A 24,780-nucleotide genomic window follows, 5' to 3' on the forward strand; every position below is an offset into this window, starting at 1 on the left:
TTAGTAGTAAAATACTCTTATATTTATAAGTGAACTATACCTCGATCAAAAACTTGATTTTTAGTATCAATGGCTTGAATTTCGATGCGATCGCTGTATACTTCATAAGCAGCAAAACTTAATTTTTCGGCAGAATGTCCTGTCCATTCTGAACGTCCGACTGGGCGAACTCCAGCACCAGCGCCACAAGTTAAATAGGTTGTACCATTAATTGTGCGAGTACGTTCGTAATTGTGGTCATGTCCATTAATGTATAACTTTACATTGTATTTTTGAAATAGTGGAGTTAAGTCTTTGATTAACTCTTGATTTTTGCCGTAATGACCAGAAGAATAAATTTGGTGATGTCCAAAGACAACTTTCCAAGGTGCATCACTGCGGCTCAGTTCAGTTTCTAGCCAAGGTAATTGCAATTTCCAATCAGCATTATTATTAGTATCTAAAGCAAAGAATTGCACAGCATCACGCTGGAAAGTATAGTAGCGTCCTTGCATATTAAACCCTGGATACTTAACTTGAGGATCGCCATTTGCTGTGCGAATATCGTGATTACCCAGACAAGCACGGAATTTAACGCCTTGTTTTAATAAGGGTTCATATGGGCGTTCAAAAACTGCACCTATTTTTTCGATTTCTCCCTCGTTGTAAATATTGTCTCCAGCTAAAATAGCTAAGTCAAAAGCGTTTTGCTTGTGATGTTTTGTCATTGCTTGCGCTACAGCATATTGCCCTTTGGCACCAGTTCCCGTGTCGGCTAATGAAACAAATCGTAAAATTGGGTCGGAGGTGAGTGGTTGAGCTTGAGATACTAAGTTGAGATCAGAAGTGTATTCGCCGCTGTGACTTTGAAGTTTTTTACCTAGCAAAGCCAAACCAAAACTACCAATACCACTGAGAAATACAAACTGACGACGTTTGAGAGGCATAATTACACCTTTGGGGAATCAAACCTCACAATGATAGATTAAGGCTGAGTAGGCAGCAACGTCAGAATGAAACTTAATTGATGTGTAATTTACTGCCTTAGTAGCAAGTGATGTCACAACCACCCAATCCACAACCGCCATCGTCTCAACCGCAAGAACAAGTCACTTCCGATTTAGGGTTTGTGAAAAAGCAGAGTGTGAGAGTGCTGCGTGGGACAATTAATGTCTTAGAAAAATTAGCAACAAAACTTGAAACTGAACCAACAATACCCACCACACCATTCTGGAAGCAACTGCAACGCGGATGGAGTAGATTTTTAGCCAGAATTCGTCATTTTTTGCCTGGAAATACTTCACTATCAGATACAGCATTGACGGGTATCATTGCTGGAATTGTTGCCGTTGTGGTAGGAACAACAGTCTTTTTCTTATCACCAAAATCACCAGCGCCAGAAGTCGCCGAGGTACCACCAGTACTTATTCAAGAGGAACCAGAACCACCACAAGCAGAACTTGCGCCAACCATACCACCGGAAGCAGTTGCAGAAGCGCCACAACCAGTTACAGAACCTGCACAAGCAGAACCTGAATTCATACCTGCACCATCAGAATTAGTTGCACCAGAACCACCGCAAGCAGTTGCAGAAATTCCTTCACCTGTTCCCTCAGAAATAGCACCTTCTGAACCAATTATTGAACCTGTGCTACCTGTTATCGAACCCACACCCGAACAGAATTTAATTGCAGCAATCGAAAAGCAAGTTGCAGAAGTTAGCGATCGCTATGGTGACGGTATCATTCAATCACTTCAAGTCAATTTTCCGGCAAATAGTCTCACTGTGAAATTAAAGACTGATTGGTACAATTTGGAACCATCACAACAAGATAAACTAGCGGCACAAATGTTTCAGCGAGCCAAGGAGCTTGATTTTATTTACTTAGAAGTTGTTGATTCTCAAGGAAATTTACTCGCTCGTAGCCCAGTTGTTGGGGAAAATATGGTGATTTTGAAACGACAAGCATGAAATAAGTGTAGAGGCGAGTAGTAGGGTATGAGGGTATGAGGGTATGAGGGAAATTGACAATTATCTTTTACACGCCCACACTCCCACTAACTAATCGCGGCTCGATATGCCTTCACTAAAGAATCGATTCCAGTAATGGCTGTACCGACAACGACGGCGTATGCTCCTAAATCGAGTGCTTGACGTGCCATTTGAGGAGAAGAAATACCGCCTTCACATATTACTGGAACTGAAAGTTTTTCTACCATTTGTGTCAGGAGTTCAAAGCCAGGAGGAGATAAATGTGTAGTTTCACTTGTGTAGCCGTAGAGAGTTGTTCCGACAAGATCTGCACCCGCAGCGACAGAGGCGATCGCTGCTTCCATCGTATCGACATCTGCCATCACAGGTTTGCCAAGTTTTTGATGAATTCGTTCAATTAAGGAAGTCAGAGTTTCTTTCTCTGGGCGCTGGCGTTGCGTAGCATCAATGGCGATAATATCTGCTCCCGCTTGAGCGATCGCCGCTGCATGGTGAAACTGCGGCGTAATATACACGTCGTAGCCTGGTATTTGTTGTTTCCACAGCCCAATAATTGGTACTGTACAGCGCTGTCTGACTGCACTAATGTGTTCAGGTGTATCAATTCTGACGCCTACGGCTCCTTGATTCGTAGCCGCTTGCGCGATCGCTGCAATAACCATCGGCTCATGCAACGGCGAGTCAACTGGTGCTTGACACGAAACAATTAAACCTTGCTTCAGCTTTACTACTACACTATTAAACTCATCTGCCATATATTTAAGTGTTACTTGCTATCTAATTACGCTTACCCTTGCCCCTCTACTCCTGGCAACCAAACTGTGAAAACTGAACCATTACCGACAACTGATTCGACTTCAATGCGTCCTTGATGCAGTTCTACTAAGTGTTTGGTAAGGGCTAAACCAAGCCCTGTTCCTTCATATTGGCGACAGTAGGGTGTGTCTAGCTGCTGAAATTTTTCAAAGAGTAATGATAACTGATCTTCTGGAATACCAATGCCTGTGTCTTCAACTTGAAATACTGCCGTGTTTTGCTCTAGCCAAGCCCGTAATGTGACTTGTCCTCCAGCTGGGGTAAATTTTACCGCATTACTTAAGAGATTCCAGAGAATTTGTTGTACGCGTTTAAGATCTGCGGTGATGCGATCGCATGATGCATCAATTCTTAAATCTAAATCAAGGTTAACAGCTTGCTGTGCAGCAACACTAATGAAAGATTGCAAGCTAGTTTCAGCAATTGATCTCAAGGAAAACTCGCTTCTATCTAAAATTGCCTTACCAGCTTCAACCTCTGATAATGTCAAAATATCATTGATCAGAACTAGTAAATGTTCGCCACTATTGTGGATAGTTTGTAAATATTGACTCTGACGCTCAGTTAATTTACCCAATGGCCAGCGTAATAGTGTCGCGGATAATCCGATAATACTTGTCAGTGGCGATCGCAATTCGTGACTCATCGTCGCCAGAAATTCGCTTTTCGCACGATTTGCAGCCTGCGCGGCGATTAAAGCATCTTGGAGGGCTTGGGTACGTTCTGAGACTCGTTGTTCGAGTAGTTGCTTTTCTTGTGTTAAAGATTGCATTAACTCGGCTTGGTGAATGGCGATCGCCAGTTGTTCGGCAATTCGTTGTAATAAATTTTTTTCACTGTCGCGCCAGTTGCGATCGCTACATTGATGCGCGATGAGTAAACCCCACAGCTTCTCTTGAAAGACTATTGGTGCTGCTAGCTTTGCCCTTACTTGGCTCTCGCGCAAGAACTCTAAAAGACACTGTGACAAAACGTATGTCTTTTCTATATCGTCTACGGCAAGGGTAAAGCCTTTGCGATACTTATCCCAACATTGCGAACTTGGTACAAAACAACCTGCTTCACGGTAATTCAACATAGAGGGAATTGATTCTGCTGCACGGGCTTCGTACACCACACACCCAGAATGTTGCCAGGTATTGCTATGGTGCAGCGCCTGTGATGAGGCAGTTCCTCCCTGATGGCTATCTGAGTCGCGAGCGCTATTTTGTTCAAACTGATAAATTATTAAGCGATCTAATTGTAGAAAATCACGGACATGATTAACTGCTGTAGAAAGAATAACTGATAAATCTAAACTTTGACGAATTTGATTTGTGAGTTGGTTTAACAGCCGTTCGTGAGAAATCTGCTCTTTGAGAGCATCTTCTACAGGTTGACAAACAGACACGTAAGGATATTCAGTTTGCGCTGCGATCGCCTTCTCTTTAGTAAAGATAGATAATAGTAAAAGTGAAAAGTAACTTTGCAACTTAGCATCATTTGGCTGTAAGCTTTGACAGTACTGAGCCAGAGTTTGGTAAGCTTGAGAATCGTGCTGAAGAGTATTGCCCAGTTTTTGCAAAAAACGAGCGATCGCATCTTGATCAAATGTTAAAGTAGCATCAATTGAAGTCTCTTGCTGAGCAGATATTAAAAATTCGCTAGGTAGTGATGAATCTCCAGCATCGTTAAAGTCTTCCATCTTGACTGAATTCTGAAGGTTTAGTTTTTCAGGTTCCTCTTGAGATCCTAAAAGCAGCGCACTAAACCCTTGGGATATGATGACAATAAATTGTTGCTTCTTCTGAGGAACAGGAATTGATAAGAGAATGTCTTGTGTCAACACCACAGCTTCTGTTTCTGCGACTTGAGCCATCTGATGCAACAACTGCCTAAGTTGCTCAAAAATTGTCAAAGGCAAAGTGCCATGAAAGCTCAAATCTTCAGGATGGAACATGCTCTGATGTCTAATTAAATTAAATCTTGGCTAAATTGCTTTGCACTGCGGGTTTTCTTTCTGTTGCAAGTTATTGAGCGTCAATACGGTTAAGACATTGTAAAGGCTCAAAATTATTACTCAAACTAAGGGCAAGGCAATGCTTAGCCCATGTTTTAACCCTGACCTCTGAACTTTGATATAAATCTACATTATGCATTATATAAAACAACGTTATGCATCGTATTAATGCCACACCAGGAGGTTGGAATCCTCAATCAGAAGGCGTAATTTTTTTAGAGCAGACTCCAGCACCAATTGTATTTTTGACTGCTGCTGATACTGATATTCAAGCCATAGCAGCCGCGATCTCTAAATTACCAGTGGGGTTTCCTGCACTGCGGGTTGCTAATTTATTACAGCTGCAGCAACAACTGACAATTGATACCTACGCAGAGGAAGTATTAGAAAAAGCTCAAATTATTATTTTACGGCTACTTGGGGGACAATCTTACTGGTCTTACGGCTTAGAAGTGGTGCAGGAAACCGTACAGCGTACAGGTGCAGCACTGATTGTCATTCCTGGAGATGATGTTCTTGATCCTAATCTAATTGAACATTCTACAGTTTCTTTAACCGCTGTTAACCAAATCTGGCGCTACTTTAGTGAAGGTGGTGTAGAAAACATTGTCAATGGCTTGCAATTTGTCTGCAATGCGTGTTTGAAAACTAGCTATGTTCCGCTGCAGCCTCAAGTTATACCGCGTGTGGGTTTTTATGAGGGGTCGGGGATCAGAGGTCGGGGATCAGGGAGAAAGCCTAAAGTTGGGATTTTGTTTTATCGCGCTCATTATTTGGCAGGTAACTTGAGTGTAGTTGATGCTTTTTGTCAAGAGCTTGGACAAAGAAATTTAGAGGCTGTGCCGATTTTTGTGTCTTCGTTACGCGATCGCGATGTACAAGACGAGCTAGTATCCTATTTTCAACCAAAAGATGAACCACAAATTCAACTGTTACTGAATACGACAAGTTTCTCGCTAGCGCGGTTGGAAGCAACGCTGCAATTAGATTTTTGGGAAAAACTAGATGTCCCCGTATTGCAGGCAATTTTGAGTAGTGGTGCTGTGGATGTTTGGGAAACTCAATTTCAAGGGCTTTCACCGCGTGATATGGCAATGAATGTTGCACTACCAGAGGTAGATGGGCGGATTATTACCCGTGCAGTTTCGTTTAAAGCTGTGCAAACATGGAATGCTGAATTAGAAACGGATGTTGTGGTATATGAACCACAATGCGATCGCATTGCTTTTGTTGCAGATTTAGCTGCAAGTTGGGCGCGGTTGCGGTTGACTCCACCACACGAACGACGAATTGCACTGATTTTGGCAAATTACCCGAACCGTGATGGACGTCTGGCAAATGGCGTAGGGTTGGATACTCCAGCAAGTTGTGTGGAAATTTTGCAGGCTTTGCAAGATGCTGGGTATCAGGTAGAAAATTTACCTCAAAGTGGGGAAGAGTTGATACAGCGTTTGACAAGTGGGGTAACGAATGATCCTGAGGGTAGGGAGTTACGTTCGGTGTTGCAAAGCGTGAGTTGGCAGGAGTATGGCGAGTATTTTGCAAGTTTGCCGTTGGAGGTGCAACAGGGGATTGCTGGGCGGTGGGGGGAACCGAACTACAGAGATACAGAGGAAGCGATCGCGGTTTCTGGGATTAGTTTGGGGAATGTGTTTTTGGGGATTCAACCAAGCAGAGGGTATGATGTTGACCCAGCTTTGAATTATCATGCTCCTGATTTGGAGCCTACTCATGCTTATTTGGCGTTTTATTATTGGGTGCGGGAATGTTTTGCGGCTGATGCTGTGGTTCATGTGGGGAAGCATGGCAATTTGGAGTGGCTACCAGGAAAAAGTGTGGCTTTGTCGGAGAGTTGTTATCCTGAGGTAGCATTCGGTGCTTTACCACATTTATACCCGTTTATTGTGAACGATCCTGGTGAGGGTTCGCAGGCTAAACGTCGCGCTCAAGCTGTGATTTTAGACCATCTGACACCACCGTTGACTCGTGCCCAATTGTATGGTCCTTTGCAGCAGTTAGAGGGATTGGTAGATGAGTATTATGAGGCACAAAGTTTAGATCCGGCGCGGTTAACACTGATTCGCGATCGCATTCTCAATCTAGTTCTGCAAGAAAATCTCCACCGCGATCTTGGTGTAACAACTGACAACGAACAATTAAGTATTAGCAATATCGATGGCTATCTCTGTGAACTGAAAGAAGCCCAAATTCGCGATGGTTTACACATTTTTGGTCAGTGTCCGCAAGGAAGACAACTGTGCGATTTGATTGTAGCGATCGCCCGTATGCCAAGTAGCGATCGTATAGGACTCACTCGTGCAATAGCCCAATCCTGGGGACTAGATTTCAATCCTCTCACCGCAGATCTTAGCCAAAAGCTCTCATTAACTGAAATTGAGTTACTCTCCACAAAAACACAACAACCCTGTCACACCATCGGCGACGCTGTGGAAGCCTTAGAACACTACGCCACCACCTTAGTAGAACAAATACTACAAAACCCTGTCTCTTCTCTAACCACTAACCACTCTTCCCTAACCACTAATCTTGCTTGGATACGCGATCGCCTCCTACCTTCTTTGCAACAAACACAACAAGAAATTACAAATTTATTACGCGGTTTAGATGGGCGGTATGTTCCGAGTGGGGCTTCTGGTGCGCCGACTCGCGGTCGTCCGGAAGTACTACCAACTGGTCGCAATTTTTACTCGGTTGATATTCGGGCAATTCCTACACAAACGGCTTGGGATATTGGGCGCAAAGCTGCTGAGGCTTTAATTGAACGTTACACACAAGACAATGGCGAGTATCCTAAAACTTTGGGTTTGTCGATTTGGGGAACTTCGACAATGCGGACTGGTGGTGATGATATTGCCGAAGCATTGGCGTTGTTAGGAGTACAACCTGTATGGGATGGTTTTTCGCGACGAGTTGTTGATTTGGAAGTTTTACCGCTTTCAGTATTAGGACGTCCGCGCGTGGATGTGACTTTGAGAATTTCAGGGTTTTTCCGCGATGCTTTTGCAAACTTAATTGATTTATTTGATACTGCTGTTGCTGCTGTTGCTGCACTTGATGAACCACCTGAACAAAACCCAATAGCTGCGCAAGTTGCTCAAGAAACACAATTATGGCAAGCAGAGGGGTTAGGTTTAGAACAAGCTGAGGTGCGATCGCGTTATCGCATTTTTGGCTCGAAACCTGGTGCGTATGGTGCAGGACTCCAAGGCTTAATCGAAGCACAAAACTGGCACGATGATGCAGATTTAGCGCGTGCTTATATTAATTGGAGTAGCTACGCTTACTCGCGTTCGGCTGAAGGATGTGCAGTTCCCGAAGCGTTTGCCCAGCGCCTAAAGCAAATGCAAATTGTTTTACACAATCAAGACAACCGCGAACACGATTTACTCGATTCGGATGATTATTATCAGTTTCAGGGCGGTTTAACCGCAGCAGTCCGTTCTCTACAAGGAAAAAACCCGCAAACTTATTTTGGTGACAATTCAATTCCAGCAAACCCTCGCGTTCGTCAACTCAAAGAAGAAATTGCCCGCGTCTATCGTTCTCGCGTTATTAACCCCAAATGGATTGCGGGAGTTATGCGCCACGGTTATAAAGGTGCATTTGAAATGGCGGCGACAGTGGATTATTTATTTGCCTACGACGCGACGGCTAATTGTGTTGAAGATCATATGTATCAAGGAGTTGCAACCGCGTACTTGTTTGATCCTGATGTTCAGCAGTTTATCCAACAAAAGAATCCTTGGGCGTTGCGCGATATGGCAGAAAGACTATTAGAAGCGCATCAACGCGGTTTGTGGTGCGATGTCGATCGCGAGATGTTGGAGAATTTGCGATCGCTTGTTCATCATGCTGAAGCTAGTATTGAACAAACATTAAAGTGATTTTGCCATTTTCAGCCAATCAAAAACCTCTGCTGTAGTTAACTCTAGAGGAATTTCTGCTAGCACTGGTAGGCGATCGCTATCTTGTCTCAGTTCCGGTTGCTGACCTGGCAGGAAAACTAATACACTGCGATCGTCTGGATCAATAAACCAACCTAAGCGACTACCATATTGTAAACAGTGAAGAATGTTGCCAATGACTTTATTTGGCTGTTGATTTGGAGAAAGAATTTCTACTACCCAATCTGGAGGTAATTCAAAGTTATCAGGGACTTCCCCATCAGTATTAAAAGGAATTCGTTGCCACTGGAAGACAGCAACATCTGGAACAATTGAGCGATCGCCAAAGCTACAACGTAGTTCAGGAAAAGCATAGGCAATCTGTTGTTCTTCTGTAATCTCATTAATTGCAGCACACAGCTTACTTTGCAAGCGACTGTGTCTCCCTTTGGGCATCGGTTTTTGAACGATCTCGCCATTGATGTATTCACTTGCTGGTTTCGTCTCAGGAAGCTTGAGAAACTCTGCTAAAGTGATTTTAGATGTTGTAGAGGTCACTGTCTCACCTCTATGTTTTCATTAGTTGTTCAATATTAACGTCAGTTCGATGGAAAAGTGCTGAGCGGTTGAAACCTATAACAGCATTGAGCGATTGACAATTAGCTAGTTTTCTGTAACTCACGCCACTTTGCTGCTTTTTCATTCATCTGTTGGATAAATCCATGCTTTCCATCTATGTAACTATCTATGTCGTATGGATACTTTCTGGCTAACTCGCGTTTCAACTCACTATATTTTTGTGCGTCTTCCAAATGGGCAATCATGTAGTCTCTGAATACTAGATGTTTCTCCACTTCTGGTTCGCCAACTTCAAATGTATGCACATGATGTGTTCTGACACCTACTGCATCGTTTTTGCGAAAGAAACGGCGACCTGGAATACCAAACTCACCCATCGCTTCATAGCCTAAACCTGCCATTGATAAATTGCATTGATCGGTTTTTGCGATCGCTTTTACCTCCACTAACAAATCAATAATCGGTTTGGCGTAGATACTAGGTATTGCAGTACTACCAATATGGTGAATTGCCACTACGTTGTCACCAAAGGCTTGCAAAATGTGCTGTTTTTCTTCTGCAAAGGCGTCTCGCCACTGGGGATTATGGGGAACAACTTCTACTTTTCTCATAGGGATGACTGATTTGATGCTGAGTGCCAACACAAAACTTATCAACTAATCTCTCTCCAGTATTCTGAAGCTGGATCAAGACTGAATTCGAGTGCGATCGCCTAATCTCTATCCTGCTCTCAATTACAATATCTTTGTAAGCCATTCATAGCAGACACTTTTTAATAATCTAGAAGCAGATATGCCAAGAACTCAACGTAACGACAACTTTATCGATAAATCTTTTACCGTTATGGCAGATATTATCTTAAAGATTCTGCCTACAAATAAAAAAGCTAAAGAAGCCTTCGTCTACTACCGTGATGGGATGGCAGCCCAAGCCGATGGAGACTATGCTGAAGCTTTAGATAACTACAACGAAGCTTTAGAATTAGAAGAAGACCCCTACGATCGCAGTTACATCTTCTACAACATTGCCTTAATTCACGCAAGTAATGGCGAACACAATAAGGCGCTAAATTACTATCACGAGGCACTAGAAACAAATCCGCGCCTGATTCAAGCGCTCAATAATATCGCGGTAATTTACCACTACCAAGGCGAAAGAGCTAAAGAAGTAGGTGACAACGACGGTGCAGAAGCTTTATTCGATCAAGCTGCTGATTATTGGAGAAGAGCCATTAGCATCGCCCCCAATAACTACCTAGAAGCGCAAAACTGGCTGAAAACAACTGGTAGAATGCACGAAAACTTTTAGTGAGAGAGTGGCTAGTTGAAGAGTTTTGAGTTTTGAATTATGAGTTTTGAATTGGCTAGTTGAAGAGTGAAAGAGTGACTAGTGAGTAGAAAGCTCAGTGTGATTCCATTACCAATTACCAATTACCAATTACCAATTACCTCCTACCATGATCGATCGCGAACAAGTCCGAAAAGTGGCGCTTTTAGCTCGATTAGAGTTGACTCCACAAGAGGAAGAGCAATTTACTACACAATTGAGTAGTATTCTAGATTACTTTGAACAACTTAGTGAACTAGATGTCACTGACGTACCACCAACAGCAAGAGCAATTGAGGTAAAAAATGTAACACGTCCTGATGAACTACAACCTTATCAGGAACGCGCTGCGATTCTCAGTAGTGCCCCAGAACAAGAGGGCGAATACTTCAAAGTGCCACAAATTTTGAATGTTGAAGAGTAATTACTGGAATTTTTAAGATAGGAAGGTGGGGAGTAGAAATTTGTGTCGTTTATTTAAGTGATAACTGCTGTAAATTAACAGCAAGCTATAAAAGGAGATTCTAACAATGGGTTTGGGTGTTCTCATTGATGGCAAGTGGGTGCCAGAACGCGAACAAGAGGATGAAGGAGGACGGTTTGTGCGTCCTTCAACTACCTTCCGTGACACCATTACTGCTGACGGTTCAAGTGGTTTTAAAGCTGAACCAGGACGTTACCATCTTTATATCTCCTGGGCTTGCCCTTGGGCGCATCGTACTGCGATTATGCGACGATTGAAAGGGTTAGAAGATGTTATTGGTCTTTCGATTGTTGCACCGGTTATCGATCAAAATAGCTGGGAATTCTCTGAAGATGAACCAGGGAGTATTCCGGATACAGTCAACAATACAAATTACTTGTGGGAAGTCTACCTAAAAGCTGAGCCTGACTACAGTGGGAGAGTGACTGTACCTGTCTTGTGGGATAAGAAAACTGACAGTATTGTCAATAATGAATCCCGCGAAATTATCCGGATGTTGGATACTGAGTTTGAAGCTTACGCTAAACAAGATATTCATTTCTATCCGCAAGACTTACAGGAAAAAATTGACGAAACGATTGATGCAATTTATCAACCTGTGAATAATGGAGTTTATCGTGCAGGTTTTGCGACGACTCAATCTGCTTATGAAGAAGCTGTCACAGAATTGTTTCAAGCATTAGATTACTGGGAAAAAGTTTTATCTGACCAGCGTTATTTATGTGGCGATCGCTTAACTGAAGCCGATTGGTGTATGTTCACAACACTACTGCGCTTTGATCCTGTTTACTACGTTCATTTCAAGTGCAACTTGCGGCGAATTGCAGATTATCCTAATCTTTGGAATTACCTAAAAGACCTTTACCAACAAAAGGGTGTCAAAGAAACGTGCAACTTTGACCATATTAAACAGCACTACTACATGAGTCACCCAAAAGTTAACCCGACGCGCATTGTACCAAAAGGACCAGTTCTTGATTTAGATGCACCACATAATCGCTATCGGTTAGGCGCTACTCTGCAAGTGTAAAAACAAAAAACAAATTATCAAGCATTTACGTAGGTACTAATAGCGACCTACGTTGTTTTTTTCAATCAAAATATTCATTGGTTTCCAAATGCAAGAATAATAGATGATGGAGCTAGTGATTAGTAACTCGTGGCTTCAGGCAATAAGTGCTAACTATATACGGGCTAATTCTTAGTTTTACAATGAGGTAAGGCGCTATTGTAAGGAATACCATGATGGCGATCGCAAAAATCACAACGAAAGGACAAATCACAATTCCGAAAGAAATTCGAGATCATCTAGGGCTAGAGGTTGGTAGCTTGGTAGAATTTGTTATTGATGAAACTGGAAAGGTCAAACTCATTCCACTAAACATTCCCGTCGAAGCATTGTCAGGAATTTTGCATCAGCCTGGGGTGAAAGCTGCAACTCAAGAAGAAATAGAAACAGCGATCGCAGAGGGAGCCTGTGATTGGGATTGATACGAATATTCTGATTCGCTACTTCACGAAAGATGACCTAGAGCAATGGGAACTTGCAGTTCAAATCATTCAGAACAACCAACCCTGTTTTGTGAGCAACATTGTTCTGTGTGAAATAGTGTGGGTACTTAAAAGGCAACCATATCAATTTAATAAATGGCAAACTTGTTCGAGTGTGGGTACAAAATCTGGATAGGAAATAGCTGCAGCTTCTGCACGATTAATTGTGGTAGTCCCCGCACTGTTTAGCGCAGCGATCGCTAAACTCATGGCAATGCGATGATCAGTATGACTATCGACATCCGTACCTGTCAGCGGAGTTCCCCCAACAATTTCTAAACCATCAGGAAGTTCAGTCACATTAGCTCCCATGCGTTGCAGTTGATTTGCCATCACCGCAATGCGATCGCTTTCTTTAACACGCAACTCAGCCGCATCGCGAATGACTGTTGTTCCCTGGGCAAAAACTGCAGCTACTGCAAGAATTGGAATTTCATCAATTAATCGCGGGATCAAATCGCCAGCGATTGTGCAACTTTTGAGTTTACTCGAACGGACGCGTAAATCTGCCACAGGTTCGCCCGCAACTAACCGTTGATTTTCTAAGTGAATATCCGCGTTCATCATCGATAAGGCTTCTAAAATACCTGTGCGCGTAGGATTTACCCCCACATTTTCAATAATTAATTCTGAATCAGGAACGATCGCTGCTGCAACTAACCAAAAAGCCGCAGAACTAATATCACCAGGAACGATTACAGTTTGTCCCTGCAATTGCGCAGGTCCTGTTACAGTAACGCTATGTGTTTCAGAATCGATACTGAGTTGTGCGCCAAAAGCTTGTAGCATTCTTTCGCTATGATCGCGTGACAAGGCTGGTTCTGTGACGGTTGTTTCGCCTTCAATCATCAATCCTGCTAGGAGAATACACGATTTAACTTGTGCAGAAGCAATTGGAGAATTGTAGTGAATGGGTTGTAGCGTTTGTCCTTGAATTGCTAACGGGGCTAAAGAATTCTCTTTACGTCCCCAAATTTGCGCCCCCATTTGTTGCAAAGGTTTTACGACGCGGGACATCGGGCGCGATCGCAACGAATGATCGCCCGTAACGGCAAAAAACCGCCCAGGATGTGAAGCTAAGATTCCCAGCATTAACCGTAGTGTTGTTCCAGAGTTTCCAGCATCTAGAACATCAACTGGTTCTTGTAATTGCCCTAATCCAATACCCTTAACAGTGACTAATTCCGTATTTAACTCAGAAATTTCCGCACCCAAAGCTTGAAAGCAACTTGCCGTACTGCGCGGATCTTCACCTAGTAATAAACCTTGAATGCGCGTTTCACCAGAAGCGATCGCACCTAACATCAAAGCCCGATGGGAAATAGATTTATCCCCTGGAACTCGGATACGACCTTGTAAAGATAATCCAGCCGCAGTCTTGATAATGAGATTTTGTTGACGATTCGTCGTTTCTTGCGTGGTGACAACCGACATGGGGATAAACTCACGTAATATGCGTGCGTTTTATCCTACCGCAGTATTAGCACTTAGGTACTTTAGTCTTGCCTAATTTTGTCTGAGTTACCTGCAACATTAGTCCAACCGCATTTAGTAAAGTATCAGCCTTCGTGTCTTCTCACTAAAAATTCATAAAAAGACCAACAATATAAAGGCATTGTTTAAGTAGTAGTGCCATAGTTTACTTTCTTTTGCCCACCTGTCAGTATATTTGCATACATAATCTTAAGGTAAGAGTTTGTCAATACTATTTGAACTTAACAAAAACATAAGCTGAAGATATTTATTGATAATTTCAAACTTTGAAAAAGATTTTGCTTGGGTTAAATTTTAGTATCAAAACATCATAAAAAATATATTTGCTAAGTAAAAAAAGTAAATCGTATTAATTAAAAGAAAATGAAGATAAGTGTTATTATTCCTTGTTATAATGCAGCAGAAACAATTGCTGTGCAACTAGAAGCACTGGCAACTCAAACATGGAAAGATGCGTGGGAAATTATTGTTGTTGATAATGGCTCCACGGATAATTCAGTTGCAATTGTTGAAAAATATCAAAAACAAATCCCAAACCTCCGGTTAATTCGTGCAAGCGATCGCCCTGGTGCTGCTTATGCACGCAATGCTGGTGTGAGAAACGCAACTGGAGAAGCACTATTATTTTGTGATGCTGACGATCAAGTTGAGTCAGGCTGGCTAAGTGCAATGGGAGAAGCACTTCTTAAGTATGATTTTGTGGCTGGACGATTTGATTACACTCAACTCAACGAGTCATGGCTAATTAACAGCGAGATCTTTCAGGTTCAAAAAGCTGGACTTTCGCAGTATGAGTTTTCACCTTATTTACCTTTTGCTGGAAGTGGAAATCTTGGTATTAAAAAAGTATTACATCAAGCTGTGGACGGATTTAACGAAAACTTAATATATGCCGAAGATACTGACTATTGTTTCAGGGTTCAGCTAACAGGTACTCAACTGCATTTCATTGAAGATGCTGTAGCTCAAATTCGCCTGCGCCATACATTAAAAGATATTCATAAACAAGGAAAAAATTGGGCTGAAAGCCATATCTACCTCCGCTTACTATATGGCATTTCACTTAGTAATTTTGTAGTATTTGGTTATCTAATAAAGGTTTTATTATATCCCATAAAAATTATCTTTTACCTTAAAAATAAAAGTAGATTTGCAGAATGGGTGTGGATACTTGGTTGGAATATTGGAATTTTAAAAGGAAGTATTAAGTATTCTCAGAATATGACATTTAAAAATAATGTACTGGCGAAGAACAATAATCAAAAAGTAAAAATTATTACAGCTAATTAGAAAATATGTTGATTAACAAATACTATCAAAAAATCAAACAGCGGTTACTCTTAAAATCTCGATTTATTTATTTATGGTGGTTGTACAAGAAAAGCAAAGCGATCGCCTCGAATCAAAAATCAGCAATCGTCTTTGCACCCCACCAAGATGATGAAACATTAGGTTGTGGTGGCGCAATTGCTTTAAAGTGCGAGCAGGGAGTTCCCTTAGATGTTGTATTTTTAACAGATGGTAGGGCATCCTATGCAGATTATCCGCAAATTTGCCCCGATCAGTTAGTACAAACTCGTCAACAAGAAGCGATCGCCGCCCTTAAAACTCTTGGTGTTTTGCCATCTGCAATTCACTTTCTTGGCAAACCTGATGGTGGTTTATTGCAATTATCTGCCAGAGAACGTCAGCAAACTATTGATCAACTAGTACAGTTGTTACGCGATCGCCAACCGCAAGAGGTGTACATACCCTATAAACAAGATATTCACCCTGACCATAAAGAGACTTATGCTTTAGTACAAGCTGCAGTGCAAAAAACAAACTTATCTATTGAAGTGTTGCAGTATCCTGTATGGACGCGTTGGGTACCACATCAACTTGATTTCAAATCAGTAGAGCTTGCCAACGTATATAGATTACCAATTAATAATGTCATCAACAAAAAAATTAAGGCTTTAGAAGCTTATCAATCGCAGTACTCTAGTGTAGTTCCTGGGATTGAACCAATTCTGCCATCAGGTTTTATGCAATGTTTCTTTTCTCCATACGAAATCTTTTTCAAAGCATCGTAATTAACAATCGTTTCAACACATTTTACATACACCTGATGTTCATCCTGCGTGCTTAGGTGTAATGGTATTAAGCTTTGCTTTAAGAACAGTTGTATAAGTCTTGTTCAAGATAAACTAGCGCTGTACTAGCCATGCGGTCTTTTTGCTCATGCTGACTCGTTACCGTCAACCAGTATCACTCTCACTCATTTCTACAGATTTACCCTTACGGTACGTTGTGCAAACTGCAGCTACGTTAGAACAAAAAGATCGTGAAAGTTTTCATCTTTTGATCTCAGAACCTTCAAAGAAAACTCTGCATCCATCCGCTAGCTCTAGTCTTCTTTGGTTTGAAATTTCACCTGATAGAGTGATTATGACTAGACAAGCAGAAAACCAAGTTTGCTATCGTCACTTTTGGGAACATGGAGTTTACGGAACTAGCCGCTATTGGTTAGGAAACGGATTTTTTCAAGGTAGCGAAAATATGCTGCAACTGCGTAATTTTACTAAGCAGTTAACTTTAGTGAGTCACCCCTTACCGCAGCAACTGCAAATTGAGTATGAATTGTGGTCACAAGTGCAACTGGGTCGTTATATTTTAAAGCTAAAGATGCACCACTGATCAAGCGAATTAAGTAGAACTGCTACCTAAGATAAAAAGACTAAGAAGAGTACCACTATTCCAAAGACTATGGAGTAACATCGGTGCGAGGAGGTTGCGCGATCGCGTATAAACAACACCTAAGACCATTCCTAACACTGTCAGCGGCAAAATTTCGGCGACGCTAAGGTGTGCAACCGCAAACAGCAACGAACTAAGAAGAATTGCGCCCCAAACAGATACATAGCGTGTCAGCGAGGGTAAAAGAAAACCACGAAATAGTAATTCCTCAAAAATCGGGGCGGCGATCGCAGCGGTGAAAAAGAAAATTGCCAGTGCTACTTGATCTTGTGCCTGCAATGCTAAAGATAATAGCGGGTTACTACCTCCTTGCCCTTGCCAGATTTGTTGATTAATCAGTGACACAATCACAACTAGTGGTAGTGCAGCACAATAACCTCCTAATCCCCATAAAAACCAATTTCCTTGTAAGTCAAAGCGAAACCAATTTTTGGGCAAGGGAAAAAAGGGTTTAATCGATAAAACTAGCACTATTAACCCACCCAAAGCTACTGTCAGATAAGTTGTCAAAATATAAAAAGCCTGAACGCGCACGCCTGAACCTGAAGGTGGTCTAATTTGCAGTAGCGCAAATCCCAAGGGGACAGCAATTTGACCCATAAAGAAAAAACCGAGGATAAACACCTGCCAAACAGTTTCACCAGTCCAAGGAGTTGACCAACGTGCATCTTCATTTTGTGCTAATAGCGCATCTTTGCCTTTCAATAAGCGCTGGGCACATAAAAATAGCAGTAACCCAATACCTACTATGCCACCGAAAGCTGGTAAACTCCCGATAAATGCGAGTTTAATTAAAGCTTGCTGCGCTGTTGCTTGTTCCGTTGCTTGTAATTGTGTCAGGGTATCTTGGCGTTGCTGGATTTGATAAAGTTGAGATAGAGCACGATAGCGAAACCAACCATCTAAGTTATTTTGGAGTAGTTGTTCTCCATCAGGTATTATCCGAGGAGGATCGCTCCAAAGTCCAATCAAAACAGTAGCAGTTTCGGCTAGCACTGCTTGCTGTTGATTATTAACTTGCTGTTGAAAGTTTGTCCAAGTTTGAATTGCGGTATCTGTTTGTCCTTGCTGTACCTGTAGAAGTCCTAGCCGTAGATCTAATTCAGCAATTAGTCTTTGTAATTGAGCGCGGGATTGTTGTAATTGTTCCTGCTGTCGCGGACGCGAAGTATTTGTAACTGGTGCAATTTCAGACTGTGGCTTAGGAGTTGCAGGGGTAGTTACAGATTCCGACTGCAACTGTTTAAGTTGATTGTTAGCTTTGTCTAAGTTAACCTGTGCTGACGTTCTTGCTTCTTGATATTGCTCTAATGCGGAATTAAGCGGTTGTTCTCCGAGTAAAGCACTGCGGGCATTGCTGAGACTCGTGCTGTCATCGCCTTGAGGTTGCCACTCTTGCGCATGTAAAAGTAAATTTGCTTGGTACAGTTCTAAACGACTTTGAATTTGTGGTTGTTGCCAGCTTTCCCACAAAGACGCACCAGCAAACAAAATTGCAACTACTGTTAGCAAACTTAAGATGATCCGCTTAATTGTCATCAATCCCCCCGTTACAGCCTGATTGAGAGCGCGATTCGCACCCTTGTGGAATGATAGCAAGGATTGAGAGCAGGGGAGCAGAGGGGCGAGACGGGAAGTCGTCAAGTGTTGAGTGTTGAATTATGAGTGTTGAGTTAAGAAAATTCTTTTAATTCAAAAGGTGCTAAGGCACTGCTACGCTAACAAAATTCAAAACTAACCACTAGTCACTAATTCTCTTGTTAACAAGTGTTCATCGCACGTTAAAATAACGCTGGCTTGCCTGTGCTGCAAATGCAGTGAGCTAGGTAATAGAAGTGCTGTTGGAGGATAACTAGATTGACCACTCGTGTAATCATTGTGCGTCACGGTCAAAGCAGCTACAACACTGAAAAGCGCATTCAGGGTCGTAGTGATGTGTCAACTTTAACTGAAAAAGGGCAAAACGATGCTCGTAAAGTTGGTGCTGCGCTGAGTCACTTAAATTTTGCTGCCGTTTATACGAGTCCCCTACAGCGAGCAAAACACACAGCAGAAATGATCTGCAGTTGCTTGGCTACATCACTAAAGCCCCAACCCTCCAGTAACTTGATGGAAGTTGATTTGCCTTTATGGGAAGGAATGGTTTCATCTGAGGTACGTGAGAAATTTCCTGATGCTTACCGTCTGTGGCATGAACATCCAGAGCAACTTGTCATGGTAGTGCGATCGCGTGAAAACAACGAATATTTCCCAATCCTCAGTTTGTACGAACAGGCAAAGCAATTCTGGGAAGAAACTTTGCCGCGTCATGCAGGAGAAACGATTCTCATCGTTGGGCACAATGGCATTAACCGCGCTTTAATTAGTACTGCTTTAGGAATTTCACCTCAACGTTACCACTCGATACAGCAATCGAACTGTAATGTCACAGTATTAAACTTTGATCCGGCGACTCCCTCACATCAGAAAGACAGCAAGTGGGGAGCGGTACAGCTAGAATCACTCAATCAAACTGCTCATTTAGGCGAAGTTTTACCTTCATTACGACCACATCATCAAGGGCAGCGCCTTCTACTTGTTCGCCACGGTGAAACTGAATGGAATCGCCAAACACGGTTTCAGGGGCAAATCGATGTTCCGCTTAATGATAATGGTCGGCAACAGGCACAAAAAGCTGCAGAATTTCTAAAAAATGTCCAACTAGATTTTGCAGTCAGTAGCCCGATGCTGCGTCCTAAAGAAACAGCGGAAATTATTTTGCAGCATCATTCTAAAATTCAACTGCAGTTACATGCCGATCTCCAAGAGATTAATCACGGACTTTGGGAAGGTAAATTAGAAGCAGAAATTGAGCAAGCGTTTCCAGGTGAATTACATCAATGGCGGACAGCACCAGCAGAGGTACAGATGCCCCAAGGCGAGAATTTACAGCAAGTCTGGCAACGTAGTGTCACTGCGTGGCGGAGTATTCTTGATTCAGCAGCAAGTCAAACTAATGCACTAGTTGTAGCGCATGACGCGACAAATAAAGTGCTACTTTGTCACGTTTTAGGGTTATCACCTGCTCATTTCTGGAACTTCCGTCAAGGAAATGGGGCTGTTAGTGTAATTGACTATCCGCAAGGTGCGGCAGGTTTACCTGTACTGCAAGCAATGAATATCACAACTCATCTCGGTGGAGGTGTTCTTGATAAAACTGCCGCAGGGGCGTTGTAAAGTACTGAGTAATTGGTGTCAGGTGAGCAATCTGTATCCAAGTAAAATTCATGAAGAGTGAACTACTACAACAAGTTCGAGTAATTGATCCTGTATCGAATACCGATAAGGTGGTTGATGTTTTAGTTGTTGATGGTGTGATTCGAGCATTACAGGAAAATATTTCTGATTATCCAACAGATACGCAGGTGCGTAGTTGTCGCGGGCTTGTGTTAGGACCTGGATTGGTAGATTTGTATAGCCACTCCGGTGAACCAGGTTTTGAAGAACGAGAGACTTGGCGATCGCTAATTGCATCTGCTTTATCTGGCGGTTTTACTCGATTGCATATTTTACCGGATACTATGCCTGCAATTGATAACCTGTCAGTGTTAACTCGGCTACAACAGAACCTAGAAGCAGCCACAGTTAAGGTTAATTTTTGGGCAGCACTGACGCTTGGTGTTAAAGGTCAACAAATGACCGAATTAGCAGAGTTAGCCAGCGAATCTCATGTAGTCGGTTTTGCCGATGGTCGCGCAATTGAAAATTTAGCATTACTACGGCGCTTGCTGGAATACATTAAACCAATCAACAAGTCTGTTGCGCTTTGGGCGTGTGATTCGCAGTTGGCAGGAAATGGGGTGATGCGCGAAGGTACTCAATCAGTTCGCTTTGGATTGCCAGGAAATCCGGCGATCGCTGAAACTGCTGCGTTGGTTGCTATTCTGGAAGTTGTTGCTGCGGTTGGTACTCCGGTACATATTATGCGGGTTTCGACTGCACGCAGTGTCGAATTAATTCAGGCGGCAAAAGCACAAGGTTTACCAATTACTGCAAGTACGACTTGGATGCACTTGCTTTGCGATACTCAAGCGGTAAAAAGTTACAATCCACATCTGCGATTAGAACCACCTTTGGGGAATACTATCGATGTTCAGGCACTACGTCAGGGGGTACGTTCGGGGACTATAGATGCGATCGCTATCGATCACACTCCTTATACCTACGAAGAAAAAACTGTTGCTTTTGCTGAAGCTCCTCCTGGTGCAATTGGTCTAGAGTTAGCCTTACCTTTGCTGTGGCAAAATCTTGTAGAAACGAGTGAATGGTCAGCAGTTGAATTGTGGCGCAGTCTCAGCACTTATCCCACTCAGTGTTTACAACAAAAACCTAGTACTATTTCTCCTAACACCGCTGCAGAAATGATTCTTTTCGATCCTCAGCAGACGTGGACGGTAGAGTCACAAACACTAAAATCGCTTTCTACTAATACCCCTTGGTTGGGACATAAATTAACTGGTCGTGTTGTCCAAACTTGGTTGTCAAAATCAGGAAACTGATTCAATTCGGGGAATGTGCCAGAGTTAAATAAAATCTTTGATGAACATGGTAACAGCAAGAAAAAATAAGTTGCCCCACATTTGTTGGGTAATGGGTAATAGATACTGCTTGACCAATTACCAGTTACCAGCCCTTAAGTTATGTTTATTTTTCCCCACTTACTTAGTCAGGGGTAGCTGTTTGTTTGATGGTTAAATATCCCAAGGAGAGAGCAGCATGAAACGAGTTCAGCAATTTACTGCAATTATTGAGCGTGAAGGAGATGGTTACGTAGCGTTGTGTCCAGAATTGGATATTGCTAGTCAAGGGAATTGTGTAGAGGAAGCAAAAAATAATTTGATTGAAGCTGTGCAACTATTTTTTGAAGTAGCAGATCCTTCAGAAATACAAAATCGCTTACGTACAGAAGTCTTCGTGACTCGATTGGAGGTTGCCGTTGGGTAAGTGCGAGTTTTATCCGGTCGAGAAGTCTGTCAAATTCTGGCAACACATGGCTTTGTGGAAGTACGACAACGCGGTAGCCATATCATTATGCAACTTAAAACTGAAGAAACAACGATTACGGTGCCTGTACCTAATTATGCAGAACTAAAGATAGGAACTTTGCAATCAATTATTCGCCAATCAAGATTGCCACGTCATCTTTTTGAGGTTGTTTAATGCCATTCCATTTGAGGGGGAACGACGGTCAAATTTACAGGCAGTTCAAGTTAATGCAGTGCCAACATGGCGATACCCAATCGATAATAAGCTAGTCTACTTTTTTCTAGCGCTGAATGTATCGCTGATGGTGATTCCTATTCCAGGTGGTGGATGCAGATTTTTTGCCTTTACCACCGATCCCGATCCATCCCAAAAAGAGCCGCCGACGCTGGAAGAAATGCGATCGCTGTTGCCCGAACTTAGCTATCGTAGCCAATCTACTCACATTAGTCAGATATAACTAAAGAGCGAGTTTTAAGCTCAGCAGTTGTATTGCCAAGGATCTCAAAGACATTGATAGTTTCTCAGTTTAATTCTCCTACTCGATTAGGAGGCCAAAAGCGGACTACTGCACGTCCTATAATGTTGTCGCGCGGGACAAAGCCCCAAAAATGGCTATCATAACTATTGTTTCGGTTATCACCCAGGACTAAGTAAGAGTCTTCTGGTACGAACACAGGTCCATACAAGTACTGAGGAGGAGCTTCGATGTAGTTCTCTCGTAACGGCTGGTCGTCAATGTAAACTCGTCCACCTCTCACTTCTACCTTATCTCCTGGAAGCCCTACAATTCTTTTGATAAAAGCATCTTTGAGATTTGGGTTTTCTTGAATAATCCCTTCAGTGGGAGAAAATACGACAATATCTCCTCGTTGTGGGTTCGTGAAGCGATAACTCAATTTATCGACAATCAACTTGTCATACTTTTGTAGCGTTGGTAGCATTGACTCAGAAGGTATCCAACGCGCTTCAGCTACAAAGGTACGAATTCCTAACGCAAGAATAATACTCAAAAAGATTGTTCTTCCTAGTTCGCCAATCCAAGAACCTTCGTTTTCTTGTCGCGAATTTTTATTCGATGCTTGATCTGGCACACGAGACATAGAGCTTTAATTAAAACAACGGAAAGATGTTAATAACTAATCTAACGAGCGAAAATACTTTGATTTATTAATTCTAACTAGAAAAAGCTTACATTAATGTAACACTGGTATCCTGAAAAGTTTTGTTGAATTTTTAGGATTTGAACGAAAGACATGGTAACTGTGTGGTTTTACTGTAGAAGAAGATAGTCACGAAGGAGCGCCCAAACAACTTGTGTAGCGATGAATGTGGTTAGGACATTACTTAAGCTTATAATTATTGTCTTGTAAAGTTTGCGGGCAATCTAACCTTTGCTGATCTAACTATCTTTTGACTCTGACCCCTGACCCTAACCTCTGCTATATGTGCTGTTTTGTCAGTTTTTATGTAAATCCTGCTATTTTCAAAGTATAGTCACCTGTCACACTAAACTCCATTCCTTCTGCATTGTCATGTCATCTACAAATCTTTTAATCCGCCACGCCCAAATTCTTTTACCCAATGGTGACTTTTTGAGTGGGGATGTGCTGATACGCGATCGCCAAATTGCGCAAGTCGCGCCAGAAATTACACCACCAGTGGATGCAACAGATCTTACTGAGATAGACGCAACAGGTTTAACTTTGTTGCCAGGTGCGATCGATCCTCAAGTCCATTTTCGCGAACCAGGCTTAGAACACAAAGAAGATTTATTTACTGCCAGCTGCGCGTGCGCCAGAGGCGGTGTGACTTCCTTTCTAGAAATGCCCAACACTCGCCCATTAACTACCAATCAGCAGGCTTTGGATGATAAACTCCAACGGGCGAAGCAAAAGTGCTTGGTAAATTATGGCTTTTTTATCGGAGCTACTGGAGAGAATACACCTGATTTACTGACAGTGAATCCTACCCCAGGAATTAAAATTTTTATGGGTTCGATGCACGGTCAATTATTAGTCGATAAAGAAGTTGCCTTAGAGGAAATTTTTTCGCAAGGCGATCGCTTAATTGCAGTTCATGCAGAAGATCAAGCCCGCATTAATCAAAGAAGACAAGAGTTTGCTGGAATTAAAGATCCAGCAATTCATTCGCAAATTCAAGATGTTACAGCAGCTTTAAATGCGACACAACTTGCGTTAAAACTTTCTAAAAAATATCAGCGACGATTACATATTTTGCATATGTCAACCGGTGACGAAGCTGAATTGTTGCGTCAGGACAAACCTAGTTGGGTAACAGCAGAAGTTACGCCGCAGCATTTATTGTTGAATACTAATGCTTATGCCAAGATTGGGACTTTGGCGCAGATGAATCCACCACTACGATCGCCCCATGATAATGAAGTATTGTGGCAAGCTTTACTTGATGGTGTGATTGATTTTATTGCGACCGATCACGCACCGCATACGTTAGAGGAAAAAGCTCAAGAATACCCAAATACACCTTCAGGAATGCCAGGAGTAGAAACATCGTTAGCGTTGATGCTGACGCAAGCTATGCAAGGGCGTTGTACAGTAGCGCAAGTTTCACACTGGATGTCTACTGCAGTTGCTAAGGCTTACCGGATCCCGAATAAAGGTGCGATCGCTGCTGGTTATGATGCGGATCTTGTCTTAGTCGATCTCAACACCTATCACCCCGTTTTGCGCGAAGAGTTACAAACCAAGTGTCGCTGGAGTCCTTTTGAAGGGTGGGAACTTACAGGATGGGCTATAACGACAATTGTCGGCGGTCAGATTGTATACAACAAAGGCAAGCTTGATACAAACGTTAAAGGCGAAGCATTACGGTTTGATGCTCGCCAATAGAGAGTTTTGAGTTTTGAGTTAAG

Annotated in this window: 24 protein-coding genes; 16 read left to right on the top strand and 8 right to left on the bottom strand. The window is 42.4% G+C overall.

Translation table 11 applies throughout. The features are described 5' to 3' along the window. Positions 1 to 23 precede the first annotated feature (23 nt). A complete protein-coding gene (locus tag CSQ79_RS10390) occupies positions 24 to 926 on the bottom strand; it encodes a metallophosphoesterase (protein ID WP_099701113.1) in 903 nt (300 codons plus the stop codon). A gap of 110 nt (positions 927 to 1,036) precedes the next feature. On the opposite strand from CSQ79_RS10390, the gene CSQ79_RS10395 reads away from it, so the two are divergent. Further along, positions 1,037 to 1,951, top strand: coding sequence for a hypothetical protein (locus tag CSQ79_RS10395; RefSeq protein WP_099701114.1), 915 nt, complete (start codon positions 1,037 to 1,039; stop codon positions 1,949 to 1,951). 86 nt (positions 1,952 to 2,037) lie between these two features. On the opposite strand, the gene CSQ79_RS10400 is transcribed toward CSQ79_RS10395, so the two are convergent. Further along, positions 2,038 to 2,727: an N-acetylmannosamine-6-phosphate 2-epimerase gene (locus CSQ79_RS10400; RefSeq protein ID WP_099701115.1), complete on the bottom strand. Its 690-nt coding sequence runs from the start codon at positions 2,725 to 2,727 to the stop codon at positions 2,038 to 2,040. Positions 2,728 to 2,759: 32 nt separating this feature from the next. Beyond that, positions 2,760 to 4,727, bottom strand: coding sequence for a sensor histidine kinase (locus CSQ79_RS10405; protein ID WP_099701116.1), 1,968 nt, complete (start codon positions 4,725 to 4,727; stop codon positions 2,760 to 2,762). Positions 4,728 to 4,942: 215 nt separating this feature from the next. On the opposite strand from CSQ79_RS10405, the gene cobN reads away from it, so the two are divergent. Next, entirely contained in the window at positions 4,943 to 8,692 is a 3,750-nt protein-coding gene (gene cobN / locus CSQ79_RS10410) for a cobaltochelatase subunit CobN (RefSeq protein WP_099701117.1), read from the top strand. Here cobN and CSQ79_RS10415 read toward each other — a convergent pair. Together CSQ79_RS10415 and CSQ79_RS10420 are read right to left on the bottom strand one after the other, a co-directional pair. Then, positions 8,684 to 9,250 carry a Uma2 family endonuclease gene (locus CSQ79_RS10415; RefSeq protein WP_099701118.1) on the bottom strand — a complete coding sequence of 189 codons (567 nt, stop codon included), beginning with the start codon at positions 9,248 to 9,250 and terminating at the stop codon, positions 8,684 to 8,686. The two genes, cobN and CSQ79_RS10415, sit on opposite strands and share 9 nt — an antisense overlap. A gap of 101 nt (positions 9,251 to 9,351) precedes the next feature. Further along, positions 9,352 to 9,882 carry a GrpB family protein gene (locus tag CSQ79_RS10420; protein ID WP_099701119.1) on the bottom strand — a complete coding sequence of 177 codons (531 nt, stop codon included), beginning with the start codon at positions 9,880 to 9,882 and terminating at the stop codon, positions 9,352 to 9,354. 181 nt (positions 9,883 to 10,063) lie between these two features. Here CSQ79_RS10420 and CSQ79_RS10425 point away from each other — a divergent pair, with 181 nt between their 5' ends. The 5 genes from CSQ79_RS10425 to CSQ79_RS10445 all read left to right on the top strand — a co-directional run bounded on the left by CSQ79_RS10425 (position 10,064) and on the right by CSQ79_RS10445 (position 12,768). Then, positions 10,064 to 10,579, top strand: coding sequence for a photosystem I assembly protein Ycf3 (locus CSQ79_RS10425; protein WP_099701120.1), 516 nt, complete (start codon positions 10,064 to 10,066; stop codon positions 10,577 to 10,579). A gap of 148 nt (positions 10,580 to 10,727) precedes the next feature. Next, entirely contained in the window at positions 10,728 to 11,021 is a 294-nt protein-coding gene (gene gatC, locus CSQ79_RS10430) for an Asp-tRNA(Asn)/Glu-tRNA(Gln) amidotransferase subunit GatC (RefSeq protein ID WP_099701121.1), read from the top strand. Positions 11,022 to 11,127: 106 nt separating this feature from the next. Beyond that, positions 11,128 to 12,111, top strand: coding sequence for a glutathione S-transferase family protein (locus tag CSQ79_RS10435; RefSeq protein ID WP_099701122.1), 984 nt, complete (start codon positions 11,128 to 11,130; stop codon positions 12,109 to 12,111). 215 nt (positions 12,112 to 12,326) lie between these two features. After that, entirely contained in the window at positions 12,327 to 12,572 is a 246-nt protein-coding gene (locus CSQ79_RS10440; protein WP_099701123.1) for an AbrB/MazE/SpoVT family DNA-binding domain-containing protein, read from the top strand. Continuing rightward, complete coding sequence (locus CSQ79_RS10445; protein ID WP_289501011.1) at positions 12,559 to 12,768, top strand: type II toxin-antitoxin system VapC family toxin; 210 nt, start codon at positions 12,559 to 12,561, stop codon at positions 12,766 to 12,768. The genes CSQ79_RS10440 and CSQ79_RS10445 overlap by 14 nt, the downstream gene beginning before the upstream one ends. Here the strand turns inward: CSQ79_RS10445 and aroA are convergent. Then, positions 12,717 to 14,072: a 3-phosphoshikimate 1-carboxyvinyltransferase gene (gene aroA / locus CSQ79_RS10450; RefSeq protein ID WP_502693924.1), complete on the bottom strand. Its 1,356-nt coding sequence runs from the start codon at positions 14,070 to 14,072 to the stop codon at positions 12,717 to 12,719. The genes CSQ79_RS10445 and aroA overlap by 52 nt on opposite strands. 417 nt (positions 14,073 to 14,489) lie before the next feature. On the opposite strand from aroA, the gene CSQ79_RS10455 reads away from it, so the two are divergent. The 3 genes from CSQ79_RS10455 (at position 14,490) to CSQ79_RS10465 (ending at position 16,805) form a co-directional block, all read left to right on the top strand. Further along, the gene (locus tag CSQ79_RS10455) at positions 14,490 to 15,416 is read left to right on the top strand and encodes a glycosyltransferase family 2 protein (protein WP_099701125.1); all 927 of its coding nucleotides are present in this window, start codon (positions 14,490 to 14,492) and stop codon (positions 15,414 to 15,416) included. 5 nt (positions 15,417 to 15,421) lie between these two features. Continuing rightward, a complete protein-coding gene (locus CSQ79_RS10460; RefSeq protein WP_099701126.1) occupies positions 15,422 to 16,201 on the top strand; it encodes a PIG-L deacetylase family protein in 780 nt (259 codons plus the stop codon). A 148-nt stretch (positions 16,202 to 16,349) separates the two neighbouring features. Further along, a complete protein-coding gene (locus CSQ79_RS10465) occupies positions 16,350 to 16,805 on the top strand; it encodes a hypothetical protein (RefSeq protein WP_099701127.1) in 456 nt (151 codons plus the stop codon). A 9-nt stretch (positions 16,806 to 16,814) separates the two neighbouring features. Here the strand turns inward: CSQ79_RS10465 and CSQ79_RS10470 are convergent, their stop codons facing one another. Then, positions 16,815 to 18,404 (bottom strand): CPBP family glutamic-type intramembrane protease, encoded by a 1,590-nt coding sequence (locus tag CSQ79_RS10470; RefSeq protein WP_099701128.1) that lies wholly within the window; start codon positions 18,402 to 18,404, stop codon positions 16,815 to 16,817. A gap of 318 nt (positions 18,405 to 18,722) precedes the next feature. Between CSQ79_RS10470 and CSQ79_RS10475 the strand changes: the two genes are divergently transcribed. The 5 genes from CSQ79_RS10475 to CSQ79_RS10495 all read left to right on the top strand — a co-directional run bounded on the left by CSQ79_RS10475 (position 18,723) and on the right by CSQ79_RS10495 (position 22,347). After that, positions 18,723 to 20,081 (top strand): histidine phosphatase family protein, encoded by a 1,359-nt coding sequence (locus tag CSQ79_RS10475; RefSeq protein ID WP_099701129.1) that lies wholly within the window; start codon positions 18,723 to 18,725, stop codon positions 20,079 to 20,081. A gap of 50 nt (positions 20,082 to 20,131) precedes the next feature. Then, entirely contained in the window at positions 20,132 to 21,403 is a 1,272-nt protein-coding gene (locus CSQ79_RS10480; RefSeq protein ID WP_099701130.1) for a dihydroorotase, read from the top strand. Positions 21,404 to 21,620: 217 nt separating this feature from the next. Then, complete coding sequence (locus tag CSQ79_RS10485; protein ID WP_099701131.1) at positions 21,621 to 21,848, top strand: type II toxin-antitoxin system HicB family antitoxin; 228 nt, start codon at positions 21,621 to 21,623, stop codon at positions 21,846 to 21,848. Further along, positions 21,849 to 22,064: a type II toxin-antitoxin system HicA family toxin gene (locus CSQ79_RS10490; protein WP_099701132.1), complete on the top strand. Its 216-nt coding sequence runs from the start codon at positions 21,849 to 21,851 to the stop codon at positions 22,062 to 22,064. Then, positions 22,057 to 22,347, top strand: a complete 291-nt coding sequence (locus tag CSQ79_RS10495) for a hypothetical protein (RefSeq protein ID WP_099701133.1) — start codon at positions 22,057 to 22,059, stop codon at positions 22,345 to 22,347. The genes CSQ79_RS10490 and CSQ79_RS10495 overlap by 8 nt, the downstream gene beginning before the upstream one ends. Before the next feature lie 64 nt (positions 22,348 to 22,411). On the opposite strand, the gene lepB is transcribed toward CSQ79_RS10495, so the two are convergent. Beyond that, positions 22,412 to 22,990 (bottom strand): signal peptidase I, encoded by a 579-nt coding sequence (gene lepB, locus CSQ79_RS10500; RefSeq protein WP_099701134.1) that lies wholly within the window; start codon positions 22,988 to 22,990, stop codon positions 22,412 to 22,414. Positions 22,991 to 23,422: 432 nt separating this feature from the next. On the opposite strand from lepB, the gene CSQ79_RS10505 reads away from it, so the two are divergent. Continuing rightward, positions 23,423 to 24,757 (top strand): dihydroorotase, encoded by a 1,335-nt coding sequence (locus CSQ79_RS10505; RefSeq protein WP_099701135.1) that lies wholly within the window; start codon positions 23,423 to 23,425, stop codon positions 24,755 to 24,757. The last annotated feature ends 23 nt before the right edge of the window (positions 24,758 to 24,780 follow it).

It is taken from the genome of Gloeocapsopsis sp. IPPAS B-1203 (assembly GCF_002749975.1).
GTDB lineage: Bacteria > Cyanobacteriota > Cyanobacteriia > Cyanobacteriales > Chroococcidiopsidaceae > Gloeocapsopsis.

Coding starts and splice junctions, on each gene's coding strand:
- CSQ79_RS10395 (WP_099701114.1), top strand. CDS start 1,037: ATGTCACAACCACCCAATCCACAACCGCCATCGTCTCAACCGCAAGAA.
- gatC (WP_099701121.1), top strand. CDS start 10,728: ATGATCGATCGCGAACAAGTCCGAAAAGTGGCGCTTTTAGCTCGATTA.
- CSQ79_RS10470 (WP_099701128.1), bottom strand. CDS start 18,404: ATGACAATTAAGCGGATCATCTTAAGTTTGCTAACAGTAGTTGCAATT.
- CSQ79_RS10420 (WP_099701119.1), bottom strand. CDS start 9,882: ATGAGAAAAGTAGAAGTTGTTCCCCATAATCCCCAGTGGCGAGACGCC.
- CSQ79_RS10485 (WP_099701131.1), top strand. CDS start 21,621: ATGAAACGAGTTCAGCAATTTACTGCAATTATTGAGCGTGAAGGAGAT.
- CSQ79_RS10455 (WP_099701125.1), top strand. CDS start 14,490: ATGAAGATAAGTGTTATTATTCCTTGTTATAATGCAGCAGAAACAATT.
- cobN (WP_099701117.1), top strand. CDS start 4,943: ATGCATCGTATTAATGCCACACCAGGAGGTTGGAATCCTCAATCAGAA.
- CSQ79_RS10435 (WP_099701122.1), top strand. CDS start 11,128: ATGGGTTTGGGTGTTCTCATTGATGGCAAGTGGGTGCCAGAACGCGAA.
- CSQ79_RS10425 (WP_099701120.1), top strand. CDS start 10,064: ATGCCAAGAACTCAACGTAACGACAACTTTATCGATAAATCTTTTACC.
- CSQ79_RS10465 (WP_099701127.1), top strand. CDS start 16,350: ATGCTGACTCGTTACCGTCAACCAGTATCACTCTCACTCATTTCTACA.
- CSQ79_RS10505 (WP_099701135.1), top strand. CDS start 23,423: ATGTCATCTACAAATCTTTTAATCCGCCACGCCCAAATTCTTTTACCC.
- CSQ79_RS10390 (WP_099701113.1), bottom strand. CDS start 926: ATGCCTCTCAAACGTCGTCAGTTTGTATTTCTCAGTGGTATTGGTAGT.
- CSQ79_RS10460 (WP_099701126.1), top strand. CDS start 15,422: ATGTTGATTAACAAATACTATCAAAAAATCAAACAGCGGTTACTCTTA.
- CSQ79_RS10440 (WP_099701123.1), top strand. CDS start 12,327: ATGGCGATCGCAAAAATCACAACGAAAGGACAAATCACAATTCCGAAA.
- CSQ79_RS10480 (WP_099701130.1), top strand. CDS start 20,132: ATGAAGAGTGAACTACTACAACAAGTTCGAGTAATTGATCCTGTATCG.
- CSQ79_RS10405 (WP_099701116.1), bottom strand. CDS start 4,727: ATGTTCCATCCTGAAGATTTGAGCTTTCATGGCACTTTGCCTTTGACA.
- lepB (WP_099701134.1), bottom strand. CDS start 22,990: ATGTCTCGTGTGCCAGATCAAGCATCGAATAAAAATTCGCGACAAGAA.
- CSQ79_RS10400 (WP_099701115.1), bottom strand. CDS start 2,727: ATGGCAGATGAGTTTAATAGTGTAGTAGTAAAGCTGAAGCAAGGTTTA.